This window comes from Arthrobacter sp. yr096 (assembly GCF_900108925.1).
GTDB lineage: Bacteria > Actinomycetota > Actinomycetes > Actinomycetales > Micrococcaceae > Arthrobacter.
On record NZ_FNYI01000003.1, the window covers coordinates 308,519 to 320,735 of the forward strand.

The 12,217-nt window shown below is 62.7% G+C and carries 15 protein-coding genes; 10 read left to right on the forward strand and 5 right to left on the reverse strand.

Going from position 1 to position 12,217, the window contains the following annotated elements:
• Positions 1-27 precede the first annotated feature (27 nt).
• The gene (locus BMY91_RS09310; RefSeq protein ID WP_090821169.1) at positions 28-1,368 is read right to left on the reverse strand and encodes an MFS transporter; all 1,341 of its coding nucleotides are present in this window, start codon (positions 1,366-1,368) and stop codon (positions 28-30) included.
• A 189-nt stretch (positions 1,369-1,557) separates the two neighbouring features.
• Between BMY91_RS09310 and BMY91_RS09315 the strand changes: the two genes are divergently transcribed.
• Both BMY91_RS09315 and BMY91_RS09320 read left to right on the forward strand, forming a co-directional pair.
• A complete protein-coding gene (locus tag BMY91_RS09315) occupies positions 1,558-2,184 on the forward strand; it encodes a TetR/AcrR family transcriptional regulator (protein WP_090821171.1) in 627 nt (208 codons plus the stop codon).
• A 54-nt stretch (positions 2,185-2,238) separates the two neighbouring features.
• Positions 2,239-2,625 carry a nuclear transport factor 2 family protein gene (locus BMY91_RS09320; RefSeq protein ID WP_254779773.1) on the forward strand — a complete coding sequence of 129 codons (387 nt, stop codon included), beginning with the start codon at positions 2,239-2,241 and terminating at the stop codon, positions 2,623-2,625.
• Here the strand turns inward: BMY91_RS09320 and BMY91_RS09325 are convergent.
• Positions 2,622-3,026 carry a RidA family protein gene (locus tag BMY91_RS09325; protein ID WP_090821174.1) on the reverse strand — a complete coding sequence of 135 codons (405 nt, stop codon included), beginning with the start codon at positions 3,024-3,026 and terminating at the stop codon, positions 2,622-2,624. The genes BMY91_RS09320 and BMY91_RS09325 overlap by 4 nt on opposite strands.
• Before the next feature lie 45 nt (positions 3,027-3,071).
• Positions 3,072-3,491, reverse strand: a complete 420-nt coding sequence (arfB, locus tag BMY91_RS09330; RefSeq protein ID WP_090821176.1) for an alternative ribosome rescue aminoacyl-tRNA hydrolase ArfB — start codon at positions 3,489-3,491, stop codon at positions 3,072-3,074.
• Between the two features lie 104 nt (positions 3,492-3,595).
• Between arfB and BMY91_RS09335 the strand changes: the two genes are divergently transcribed.
• The 7 genes from BMY91_RS09335 to BMY91_RS09365 all read left to right on the forward strand — a co-directional run bounded on the left by BMY91_RS09335 (position 3,596) and on the right by BMY91_RS09365 (position 9,787).
• Positions 3,596-4,423: an ABC transporter ATP-binding protein gene (locus BMY91_RS09335; protein WP_090821178.1), complete on the forward strand. Its 828-nt coding sequence runs from the start codon at positions 3,596-3,598 to the stop codon at positions 4,421-4,423.
• 49 nt (positions 4,424-4,472) lie between these two features.
• Positions 4,473-5,453: an ABC transporter substrate-binding protein gene (locus tag BMY91_RS09340; protein ID WP_090821180.1), complete on the forward strand. Its 981-nt coding sequence runs from the start codon at positions 4,473-4,475 to the stop codon at positions 5,451-5,453.
• A gap of 10 nt (positions 5,454-5,463) precedes the next feature.
• A complete protein-coding gene (locus BMY91_RS09345) occupies positions 5,464-7,602 on the forward strand; it encodes an iron ABC transporter permease (protein WP_090821182.1) in 2,139 nt (712 codons plus the stop codon).
• Between the two features lie 55 nt (positions 7,603-7,657).
• Positions 7,658-8,053, forward strand: coding sequence for a hypothetical protein (locus BMY91_RS09350; RefSeq protein WP_090821184.1), 396 nt, complete (start codon positions 7,658-7,660; stop codon positions 8,051-8,053).
• Positions 8,054-8,137: 84 nt separating this feature from the next.
• Positions 8,138-8,752: a dihydrofolate reductase family protein gene (locus BMY91_RS09355; RefSeq protein WP_090821191.1), complete on the forward strand. Its 615-nt coding sequence runs from the start codon at positions 8,138-8,140 to the stop codon at positions 8,750-8,752.
• 175 nt (positions 8,753-8,927) lie between these two features.
• Positions 8,928-9,410, forward strand: a complete 483-nt coding sequence (locus tag BMY91_RS09360; protein WP_090821195.1) for a pyridoxamine 5'-phosphate oxidase family protein — start codon at positions 8,928-8,930, stop codon at positions 9,408-9,410.
• Positions 9,411-9,433: 23 nt separating this feature from the next.
• Positions 9,434-9,787, forward strand: a complete 354-nt coding sequence (locus BMY91_RS09365; RefSeq protein ID WP_090821197.1) for a TraR/DksA family transcriptional regulator — start codon at positions 9,434-9,436, stop codon at positions 9,785-9,787.
• A gap of 1 nt (position 9,788) precedes the next feature.
• Here BMY91_RS09365 and BMY91_RS09370 read toward each other — a convergent pair whose 3' ends face one another.
• On the reverse strand, positions 9,789-10,049 hold the full coding sequence (locus BMY91_RS09370) for a hypothetical protein (protein ID WP_090821199.1): 261 nt from the start codon (positions 10,047-10,049) through the stop codon (positions 9,789-9,791).
• Positions 10,050-10,279: 230 nt separating this feature from the next.
• Here BMY91_RS09370 and BMY91_RS09375 point away from each other — a divergent pair, with 230 nt between their 5' ends.
• Entirely contained in the window at positions 10,280-10,864 is a 585-nt protein-coding gene (locus BMY91_RS09375; RefSeq protein ID WP_177179888.1) for a carboxymuconolactone decarboxylase family protein, read from the forward strand.
• Between the two features lie 23 nt (positions 10,865-10,887).
• On the opposite strand, the gene BMY91_RS09380 is transcribed toward BMY91_RS09375, so the two are convergent.
• Complete coding sequence (locus BMY91_RS09380; RefSeq protein ID WP_090821202.1) at positions 10,888-12,177, reverse strand: MFS transporter; 1,290 nt, start codon at positions 12,175-12,177, stop codon at positions 10,888-10,890.
• Positions 12,178-12,217: the final 40 nt, after the last annotated feature.

Sequence of the window (12,217 nt, forward strand, 5' to 3'; positions counted from 1 at the left end):
TGTTGTTTCCTTTTCCATGCCCGCTTGCTAGCGGACACCCTTGATGAATGTGACGGTGACGCTTCCCAGGGCGCACAGCGCGGCGGCTGCGAACCAGAGGAAGCCATAGTTGTGGCCGCTGCCGATGGCGAGGATCGCGGGGGCGGCTGCGGGAACGATGATGTTGGGGATGCTGAGGGCGAGGCTGAAGACCGCCATGTCCTTACCGGTGTCCTTGGCGTCAGGGAGGACCGCGGCGCACAAGGCAAGATCCACGGTGAGGTACATGGCCTGGCCCATGGCGAACACGATCCACGCCACCACGAACTGTTCGAACGAGGTTGCCGTTGCGCCGATGACCAGGGCAGTGGCCATCAGCAACGCGGCGGCGATGACGAACGGTTTGCGGCGGCCGATCTTGTCAGAAAGCCAACCCGATACGGTGAAGAAGAGGATGCTGACAGGTGCCGAGATGAGGGTCAGCAGACCCGCGCTCTTCCCGGCCTCGGCAATCGGCATACCCAGCCCGTCCATGAGGAAGAAGATGAAGTAGGCGAACAGGGCCGTCATGGCAATGCCTGCCAGGAATCGTGAGGCCCATGCCCAGGCGAAGTTGGGGTGTTTTCGGGGGTCAACCAGGAACGTTTTCGCCAAGCCCTTGAGGTCCAGGGGCGGGAGTTCGGCGCGTGTCTTTGCGGGGTCCTTGTACATCACCAGGAGCGGGATGCTGCAGATGAGTGCCAGCAGGACCGGGACGCACATCATGAGCAGCGGGGCGTCCACCAGCCACGCGGCGATGTACGAACCAGCGGACATTGCCAGTGCACCGGCCATGCCCATGGCTCCCATGACACGCGCCCTCTTGTTGTCCGGCAGCGCCTCGATGGGAATGACCGCGTAAGCGTTGAACGCAGCCTGGGCAGACACCAGTGCTACCACGTACGCCGCGACAATCACGGGTGTGGAGGGCACTGTGCCAATGACGGCAGCGGCAAGCAGTGCAGGGACCAGCCCGCCGATGATCCACGGGCGACGCCGGCCGAAGCGGCCTGCCGTGCGGTCGGACAGGGCGCCAGTCAGCGGGATGGTGACGAGCAAGAGCAGTGAACTGATGGAGACCGCCATGCCGTAGCTCGTCTCCTTGGCGGCCGGATCAACTGCGGCCAGGCGCAGCGAGAGAGCCGTACCCAGAGTCAGGCTCATGATGTACATGCCCAAAGCGGCGATGAGTACAAGGGCCATGGTCTTTTTGGTGGACGGCTGCTGCGGTGCCGCACCTGAAGGCACTGCGCTCGACGGCGGTGTAGCGGCTTCCGTGCCGGCGCCGGCGTCCAGTGTTGCTCGCCCGGCAGGTTCCAAGACCTGTGCCTGCGTTGTTGGGTCACCCATGGGAATCCTCCTTTGGACCAGAGCCACCGTTGGCTCTTAATGACAGGTGATGCGGGCCGTGGTGAAGTCCCTGCCCTTGATGTCTCCTGCAAAGGTATCCATACTTTGACCACTTTGGAATACTTTCGTCAAAATTTCTTTACCAAAGTGGAAAAGAAACTTGATAGCCTCGTCCGAAGGAGGTCTCACATGGATCAGGAAACCAGCACTCAGCCCAGTCGCACACCGGGCCGGACGGGCAAGCGTGCTCCCTACGCGAACGGGGCAAAAAGGCGGGCTGAGCTGGTGGAAGCTGCTTTTCAGGTGTTCGCCGAAAAGGGGTACCTCGGCCTGTCCATCCGGCAGATTGCCGAAGCCGTAGGAACCAGTCACACCGCTCTCCTCCATCACTTCGGGAGCAAGGAAGCGCTGCTCGAGGCCGTGTTGGTCTTGCGCGAAGAGCGGGAAGGGCCATGGCGCACCGAACTCATCAGCGAACGCGGCCTCCTGGAAACCGTGCCCGCAGTCATGCGGCACAATGCCGGGATCCGTGGCGTGATCCACCTCGACGCAACGCTGCGCGCGGAAGCCATCAGCCCCGATCACCCCGCCCATGCCTTCCAGCTCCGGCGGAACCAGGACTTCGTGGCCTCGGTGGAGGCCGAACTCGAACGTGAACTTGCGGCGGGCCGGCTGCGCGAAGGCCTCTCGCCACGCGTTGTAGCCCGCCAGATCACCGCGCTGGTGGATGGAATCCAATTGAGCTGGCTCTATGACGAATCGGTGGACATGGCCGAACATCTCCAAGGCTTCATGGATCTGATAAAAAACCACTGACAGCGGGTCCACCTTCCGTAGCGCGGGCCTCTACCCAGGAGGACAATGCGGTTCATGGCAGATCAAATTGGCAATGAAAACGTGGTCAAGCGGCTGATCGACTGCATCAACGAGCGCCGTATTGACGTCATGGATGAGCTGTTCCATGATGACGCGGTGATGCACTGGCCGCAGTCCGGGGAAGTTGTGCGCGGCGCTGGGAATCGCCGGGGTATTTACAACGCTTTTCCGCAGTTGCCCACTATCACGCCCCACCGACTGCTCAGCGGCGGGGATCTTGTGGTGGCAGAGGCGCTGCTGGACTACGACGGCCCTCAGTACCAGACGGTTTTCATCTTCGAGTTCCGGGACGGCAGGATTGCCAAGGAGACGGCGTACTGGAGCGAATCCTTCCAAGCTCCGGAGTGGCGCGCCGAGTGGGTGGAGATCAGCGGCAGCTAGTCCCGTTCGACTGCGGCTATCGCGCTGATTTCCACCAGCGCGCCCGGCACCCCCAGCCCTGCCACGAAGGCGGCGGTCACCAGGGGTGGCTCCTCGGATGCCAGCTTGGAGGCAATCGCCCCGTATCCGGCAGCGAGGTCGGCGCCCTGGACGAAGAGCACATTCCACTGGACCACATCGCCTAATGCGGCACCTGCGGCTTCCAGCGCGGTCTTCGCGTTGTCGAGTGCCCGGGCAGATTGGGCGGCCGCGTCGCCCTCGCCCACCAGTACCCCGCTGGCATCGACAGCGTTTTGGCCGCCAACGTAGATGGTAGTGGCGCCGGGCGGGACAACGGCGACATGACTGAAAGCAGGGCTGGAAACCAGCCCTTTCGGGCGGATGCGCTGTATGGGTGCCATGACTGTATGGTCCCACTGACCTGCCGCTGCCAACAGGGGAGCCGGCTACTCGGCCGAGGGCCGGCGTCGTTGTTGTTTGGTTACCGATCTGTGTTCCTTCGCCACCCGGTGGCGCCGGGCGGAGCCCCGGGTCGGCTTGGACGGGCGGCGGACACTTTCCGGGACCAGTGCATGGGTGATGAGCTTGGCCAGCTTGGCCAAGGCAAGCTCCCGATTACGTAGTTGGGACCTCTCCTCCGAGGCTGTGACTGTGATGACTCCGGCCACGAGTTTTGGTCCCAGGCGCCTCAGCAGCAGCAACCGCTGTTCCTCCGTCACTGCGGAAGAATCGGCGACATTCCACAACAACTCTGCGCGGCTGTCCGTGGTGTTGACGTGCTGTCCGCCCGGACCCGACGAGCGCGAAAACCGCCAGCCAAGTTCCGACGCAGGAATCGTCAGCGAAGGCGGGATTTCAAGGTCCATGGAACAAGCCTTGCACGTGCCTGACCCACGGTGGAGCACCCCGGCGCCGACATTCTCAGACACGTTTTTATGAATTAGGTAAGGCTAAGCTAATCTTTCATTTTGTGATTGAACTGAACGAACTCTCCGGGCTTGAAGCCACCGACCTCGTCCTCCGCTATGGGGACAAGGACGTGGTGCACGGTGCCGGGCTTAGCCTCGAACCGGGCCGCATCGTAGCCCTGGTGGGTCCGAATGGCAGCGGCAAGTCCACACTGTTGCGGGCTCTGGCCCGGCTGCACGAGGCAACCTCCGGTACCGTGACCGTCCGCCCTGCAGACGGCGAAGCAAGCGATGCCCTCATGATGAAGCGAAGCGACTTTGCGCGTCACGTGACTTTGCTCTCGCAGAGCCGGCCAGTACCTCATGGCCTGAGCGTTCGTGACGTGGTCGAGTTCGGCCGCCATCCTTACCGTGGACGGTGGCGGGCTGCCGATCCCGAGGGTCCTGCCGCCGTCGATCGCGCCATGGAGCTGACGGGCGTTGCTGAGTTGGGAAGCCGCGGCGTTCACGAACTGTCGGGCGGCCAACTGCAACGCGTGTGGTTGGCAAGCTGCCTCGCCCAAGACACTTCGGTGCTCCTGCTCGACGAGCCAACCAACCACCTGGATCTGCGCTACAAGGTGGAGATCTTTGATCTTGTGCACGATCTCGCGCGTGTTCACGGTGTGGCCATCGGCGTTGTACTGCACGACCTCGATGAGGCAGCCGCTCTGGCCGATCACGTGGTGGTCCTGTCCGCAGGCCGTATCGCTGCCGCAGGGCCAGCGCACGAGGCCCTCGATGCTGAGCTCCTGACTGAGGTTTACTCAATCCCCATCGTCACCCACACCGACCCCCTGACCGGCAGGCTGCGCACCCGCGCCGTCGGACGGCACAGCAATAACCAGTAACCACAGCATCACCCCAACGAGTCAACCCTCACATATGAAAGGGACCCCTGTGTCCATGAAGATCCACAAGGCCCTGGCTGCAACTGCCGCCCTGGCAATCCTGCTCACCGGTTGCGGCACCACCGAAGGCCCGGCAAGCTCGGCATCGAATACTGCCGCTGCCGGAGAACCCGTCACGGTGACTGATGCCCGCGGCACCGAAGTCAAACTCGACGCGCCCGCCAAACGCGTGATCGGCACCGAATGGAACGTGGTGGAAAACCTGACCACACTGGGCGTCATGCCGGTGGGCGTCGCGGACGTCAAGGGCTACAACGCCTGGGTTACGGCCGGCAAGCTGGACAGCACCCCAACGGACATCGGAACCCGCAACGAGCCCAGCTTCGACACCATCGCGTCGCTGGATCCTGACCTCATCGTCGCCACCACCGACCTCGCCGAACCCGTCATCAAGCAGCTCGAAGAATTGGCTCCGGTGGTTGTGGTGAAGTCCGCAGACGGCAGCCGCCAGATCGCGCAGGCCGAGGACAACCTCAAGCTGGTCGCCAAGGCAACCGGTACAGAGAAGAAAGCCGACGAAGCCATCGCGGCCTTTGATGCCGCTGTCGCCAAGGGCAAGGCAGATCTCGAGAAAGCGGGCCTGGGTGGATCCCGCGTAGCGTTCGCCGACGGCTGGGTGGCGGATGGCAAGGTTTCCGTCCGTCCGTTCACCAAGGGTTCCCTGCTGGCGGATATCAACACCGAGCTGGGGCTCGTCAACCCTTGGACGGTTGAAGGTGACCCCGCGTATGGCCTGGGTTCCACCGACGTCGAAGGCCTCACCGCAATCAACGCTGACCACTTCGTCTACATCACCAACAGTGCCGATGGCGATTTCACCGAGCAGCTGACTGACAACGCCGTGTGGAAGTCGCTTCCGTTCGTCGCCTCGGGCAAGGTTCACCGCCTCGCCGACGGCATCTGGATGTTCGGTGGACCTGCTTCGATGACGCAGTACGTCGACGCAATCGTCGCGTCGCTGACCAAGTAGTCCCACCCGCATGACCGACACTGTGAAGAGGCCCGCCATGACCGTACCCACGGCCGTGGCGGGTGCTCCCGTACCAGCCGCGCCATCCGGACGAGACGGCCGCTTTCGTTCCGGTCCAGCCCTGGTGGCTGGCGTTGGAGTAGTTATTCTGGCCCTGTTTTCCATGATTCACCTGACTCAAGGAACGGCCGACGTCGGCCCTTTCCAGTTGTTGGGGCTTCTCACCGGAGACGGAACAGACCAGGAAACCGCAGTGTTGCTTGCTTCGCGGGTGCCGCGCCTTTTCGCCGGCCTGTTGGTCGGTATCGCGTTGGGGGTGGCCGGGGCAGCTTTGCAGTCGGCCACCCGCAACGTCCTTGCTTCCCCTGACACGCTCGCTGTCAACGCCGGCGCACACTTCGCGATTGTTGCTGTGGCCGCGTTCGGCCTGACTCTTCCGGCCCTCTTGTCCGGTGGCATCGCCTTCATCGGCGGCCTCGCCGCGGCAGTGCTGGTACTTGCCTTGTCCGGCGGTGGTGCGAACGGAAATGGCGGCCCGATCCGTTTGGTGCTGGCCGGTACGGCACTTGCCCTGGGCTTGCATTCGGCCACCAGCGCATTCCTTCTTTTGTTCAGCCAGGAGACCACTGGCCTTTACGCCTGGGGCCAAGGCAGCCTCGCGCAGTCACGCACCGATGAGCTGATCCAGTTCACGCCTGTGGTCCTTCTGGCCATAACCGGTCTGTTCCTCCTTGCCCGACGGATGGATCTTTTGGGTCTGGGCGATGATGCCTCAAGGCTGGCCGGTGCGGATCCGCGCCTGGCCCGGGTGGGCGCCGTCGTGCTTGCAGTAGTTCTGTCCGCTGCTGCTGTGACCATCGCCGGTCCGATCGGTTTTGTGGGCCTGTGCGCGCCTGCCATCGTGCGGTTGCTGGCCTCGCGACTTGGAGGACTGGGACGACACAGGGCGCTGCTGCCCATCTCCGGCTTGGCCGGTGCGGTGGTTGTCATCGGAGCGGACGTCCTGGTTCGTGGACTCTTCGGCGCTCAGGCAGGTGTTGAAGTGCCCACCGGCGCCGTTACAACAGTCTTCGGTGCCGTATTCCTTGTCATCCTGGCCATGCGGATGTCCGACGCCGGGTTGAGTGTTGCCGGTGACGCCTTGGCAAAGCTTCGATCCCGCAGGTTCTTCCTTGGCGTGTTGATCGGGCTCTTGGTTTTGCTCACCGGTTTGCTGGTGGCCGGCGCACTGCTGGGCGACGCGAAGCTACTCCTGGGGGACCTGGTCAATTGGCTCACCGGTCAGTCAGGAAACCGCGTCAGCGCTGTACTGGGAACCCGGATGCCGCGTGTCCTTGCCGCTGTACTCGCCGGAGCTGCGCTGGCTCTGGCCGGCGCCTTGATTCAAGCGGTGTCCCGCAATTCCCTGGCCGAGCCCGGAATTCTTGGCGTCTCCGGCGGTGGCGGCCTCGCAGCAATCATCGTCATCACCACTGTCCCCACTGCAGGTGCCTGGGTGGTTACCGGCTCCGCGCTCGGGGGAGCGGCACTGTCCGCGATGCTGGTCTTCGGGCTGGCTTTCCGGGGCGGGCTTCAACAAAACAAGCTGGTCTTGATCGGCATTGGCATTTCCGCAGGGCTGGCAGCCGCCATCACTGTTCTCCTGGTGACCACTGACCCGTTCAACCAGACGAAGGCACTGACATGGCTGTCTGGTTCTACCTACGGCCGTAACTTTGCCTCAGTTCTGCCCCCGCTGCTGGCCCTGGTGCTTGCCCTGCCCGTTCTCGCGGGCATGCGCCGTGATCTGGACCTGATAGCGGTTGATGACGACTCTCCCCGCGTGCTGGGAATCGGTTTGTCCGGGTCCCGGTTGCTCCTCCTTTCCGTGGCGGTTCTTTTGACTGCCGGCGCCGTCTCTTCGGTAGGCGTTATTGCCTTCGTTGGGCTTGTGGCACCCCATGCGGCCCGGACACTGGTGGGCGCCCGGCACGCACGGGTCCTCCCGGTTGCAGCGCTTATTGGCGCCTGCACGGTGTTGTTCGCGGACGTGATCGGCAGAACGGTCATCGCCCCGGCGCAGATCCCCGCGGGCATCATGACGGCGCTGGTGGGTGCACCGTACTTCGTCTACCTGCTGTGGCGTTCCAGGGCGGACAGGACCGTCTGACCACTCTTGATGGACCGGATGCAGCCGGTTCATCAGTTGCGCTTAGGATCAACTCATGGCCGGTTCCCTGGATGTCCTTGGCCCCATCCTGGAAATGATGACGTGGGTGGGGTTCGTCCCCGGCGTGCCCCTCTTGATCATCGCGTGGGTTATCGCCAGACGCCGGTGCCAATGGGTCACCGCCCAAGGGGAGCAGTTTGCCGCCGGGGGCTTCCTGGGCCTGCAATGGGTGGACCAAGCCAACGAGGAACAAAAGGTCCTGTTGGACGTTGCGGCCAAGGACGGCAGTATCGCTTCGTCTGCTGTGCTGGTCCATTATGACGTTTGCCACCCCTCGCGATGTTCCCTCCAGCCGCCACGCCACGACCACACCATTCTGATTCTGGGCTGGATACTCACTGGCGTCGGGATCGTGAGTACCCTGGGCGGCTTCGTCCTTCTCCTCCTCTAGCGTGGACCTCTTGAACGCCCGATCCCTCCGGGGCTAGCATTTCCGCGCACGGTCAACGCGCATTGCTCAATTGAGGAGACTGCTATGAGTGAGACGACCGCAACCCTGATGGTGGACCTGATCATTTCCCTTGACGGCTACGCCTCAGCCGAAGGTTGGCCCGGCTGGTGGGGACTGGAGGGGCCGGAGTACCTGGCCTGGCTCGAGGAAGAAGGAAAGCAGGATTTCACCACCCTCATGGGCGCCAATACCTATCGGGTGATGGCCGGCATGTCCCAGGAAGCCTCGGAAGACAGCTCCGGGTTTTCGGAGGAAGAGGGTGCGAGTTTGACGGGCTTGGCGGCCATGCCCAAGATCATTTTCTCCTCCACACTCACCGAACCCCTGGCGTGGCCCAACTCCGAGTTGATATCGGGGGACGCTGTGGAGGCCGTGCGGGAACTGAAGCGGACGCGGCAGGGCACGTTCAGCACACTCGGCAGCCTGAGCCTTTGCCGTTCGCTGCTCAAGGCCGGCCTCGTGGACAGGTACCGCTTGGTTGTCTTTCCCGTGATCACCGGGAAGACAGGCCGGGAGCGGATCTATGACGGGTATCCGGACGTAGCCCTGGACATGATCCAGAGCCGGACGTTTGACGGTCGTCTCCAGTTGCTGGAGTATGTTCCCCGCGTTATCGATGCACCCCTGAGCCGGGATTAGCGGGACAGTCCAGTCCGCGCGTTCACCTGGGCAAGGAGAGGTTCCAGGCAGCTGGGGTAATGGGCCACGGTCTCTTCACCGGGCACGTGGTTCCAAGGCAAGCTAGTAAATAAGGAGACTTACTAATAGGCTGTCGAGCGGGGATTGACCCCGTAGCGGACGAAAGGGGCCCGTAATGGCCGAAGATCAGGGCATCAAGAAGGTCACGGACATCATCAACGACTCCAGAATTGGCATGCTGACCACCATCAACGCCGAAGGCGCGCTTGTCAGCAGGCCCCTCGCTGTCCAGGAAGTTCAGGAGGATGGCGATCTGTGGTTCTTCACCGGGCTCGGCACATCCCAGGTGGCGCACCTGCGTGCCGATTCCAGGGTCAATGTTTCGTTCGGCAAAAGCACGGAATGGGTTTCCGTTGCAGGAACTGCGTACGTGGTGACCGACCGCGCCACGATCCGCGGGATGTGGAACCAGGTAGTGGAGGCCTGGTATCCGGACGGTCCCGAAACGCCTGACGTATGCCTGATCCGGGTCGACTCCGAGTCTGCGGAGTATTGGACCAGTCCGGGGGGCACCATGGCAACCGTGTTCCAGTGGGTCAAGTCCAAGGTCACCGACTCCCGGATGAGCGTCGGTGAAAGTGGCACAGTGGAACTGTGACCCTTACCCGGCGTCCGGCACCAATGGTTGACGTGGCCCGTTTCCGGGCCCTTCTGGAGGAGGAGCGCGAGCGGAAACTCGCCCTCCTTGCGGCTTTGGGGAGTGACATCAGCTCGGTGACTGCCGCGCGGGTGGACTCCAATGTGGATGATGAGCATGACCCGGAAGGCAGTACCATCGCCTTTGAGTTGTCGCAGGCCTCGGCGCTTCTGACCCAAAGCGAAGCGGGACTGGAACAGATCGAGGCGGCGTTGGGCCGCCTGTCAGCGGGAAGGTACGGTTACTGTGCCGTGTGCGGCCTTGCCATCCCGGAGGGGCGGCTTGAGGCCCGGCCATGGACGCCCTTCTGCGTGGCCCACGCCGCCGGCAGGGCTTGATTCAGCCGGACATTCCTGGGGATACGGGAACGAACTCTATGCCCTGCTGAACTTTCTTCTGCGGGCCACGGGAGAATCCCTTCGCATCCAGGTTGTTGCCCGCGCGGTAGGCCGCAAGGGCTTGGTCGTAGATTTCGTTGAGACGGCGCCCTGTGAAGACTTCCTGGGTGCCATCGGCAAAGCTGACGGCAACTGCGGCGGTTGCCGGGAAATGCCTGTTCATGCGGATAAATCCTTGGGAGTCTTGCTGCAGGGAGATCATGGTGGGTCTGCGCTTTCACTGGGGGTGTGACCAGTCTGGCCTGCGCGGCTTCTTTCGATGGCAGTTAGTTGCAAGATCAAGTAATTCGATGTCGTACAACTTGAAGCTTCGACTAGTCGGCAAGGGTCCCACTGGGGTTTGGGTTAACGGCTCTTTTCCTTAAGCGGCCGCTTACTGACTGAACATACCGTTCATTTACAAAAGTCGAAGGCAGGGCCACAATAGCCGGCATGTCCATCCTCACAGTGCCTTCCGAAGGCGAAGCTACCGGCCTGACCGCTGAAATCTACGCTGCAGACGTCAAATCCATGGGGTACGTTCCCAGCCACACCAAGGCAATGAGCCTGAATCCAGAGGCACATGTGGTGTGGGAATCCCTGACACAGGCCATCAGTTCATCGATGGGCCTGCGCCGCTACGAGTTGGTGACCCTCGCCGCTGCCCAAGCCATCGGGTCATCCCACTGCAGGCTGGCCCATGGGAAGAAGACACTCACCATCATCAATGAGGAACAACTGATCGCGATTGCCCGCGACTTTCACCACGCCAGTCTCCCGCCGGAGGAAGTGGCCATGATGGATTACGCGGTGAAGCTGAGTACCGATGCGGCCTCCATGAACGACGACGACTCCCGGCAGTTGCGTGAAGCTGGGTTCAGTGACCGGGAGATAGCGGACATCACCCTGGCTGCCGCTGCCAGGAACTACTTCAGCAGGGCGCTGCTGGCGTTGGCGGTTGAGCTCGACGTTCCGCCGGGGGTGAGTCCGGAACTCCAGGACGCCCTCTTGTCAGCCCCACCCCAGGCGGGTGGGTGAGCCGTCGTCGGGCAGTCACGCGGCTAGGCGGGCGACGGTGACGTGCTGGACCGGTCCGCAGTGGGGTGCTGCTTCCGGCTGGCCAGCAGGAATGGCACGGCGATGAGTTCGATGACACCTGCCAAGGCCAGCGAGGTTGGATACCCGTAGAGGTCTGCGCTCCGGCCCAGGAGCGGCTGGACCACCACACCACCGCTGGAGCCCATGAGGGAATCGAAGCTGAGGACCGTTGCCCGCTGCTTGGACGGAATCATGTCGTTGACGTAGGCCTGCCGGATGGGAGTAGCCGCTGAGCCCACCACAGCCCAGAGGGCCAGCAACACCAGGGCCACCCAAAAGATCCGGGTAAAGCCGAGAACCAGGAGAATCAAGGCTCCCACGACGCCACTTAGAATCAGCACTGACGTACGTTTGTGGAACAGCTCCCGTGCATGGGGCGCCAGCCAGCCGCCCAGGACCTGTGAACCTGCCACAATCGCCGCAGCCAAGCCTGCCACGGAGTAGGCCTTGGGGTCGCCGAAGAGATCCAGCAGGTACGGCTGCAGGGCATAAAAGACATAGATCCCGACGCCGGCACTGAAGGGGGCGGCGAGCATGACGTACCGGACGGGCGGGTTTTTCAAACCATTGTCGATTGACGCCGTGAGGACGGCCCGGGCGGCCCTCAGGGGGTGCGTTGAACGCTCCGGTGAGAAGCCGACGTCGTGCATTAATCCAAAGGCGACCGCAAACATGGCCACCAGCACCGCGACTCGCAGGAGGAACGGCACGCCCAGGTTGGTGGCTTGGGCAATGACGCCACCGGCAACGGACCCCAACAGCATCGCGACGCCCTGCACCATCTGCCCCCGCCCGAGAACAACCTCCAGGCCGCCCTCATATCCGGAGTAGCGCAAAGCATCCACCAGCCATGCCTCCACTGCACCGGAGAAGAAGGTGAAGCCGAGGCCTAGCAACACTGAGACCACCGCCCACATCCAGAAGGGCGCGGAGATCTGCCACAACACGAAGTACAGGTAGGTGGAAGCCGCCAACGTCACAGTGCCAAGCAGGAACGAAACCCGCCGGCCCCAGCCATCGGCGATCACGCCGGTGGGTACCTCGAAAAGAACCATGCCGGCCGTAAAAAAAGCGTTGGCCGCGAAGGCCTCGAGGTTGCTCAGCCCTGCGTCCAGCAGGAAGAGCGTATTGATGCCCCAGATGAAGGATGCCGCAATGGTATTGCCCAGCGTCAGGGTGAGGTAGACGCGTTGGATTTTTCGGGCGGCGTCGTTGAGGGTGTCGTCGCCCCCGCCGCTGCGAGGATGGACCACAGTTCATTGTCGTCCTGTTTGGCTGGGTATTCCATGGGTA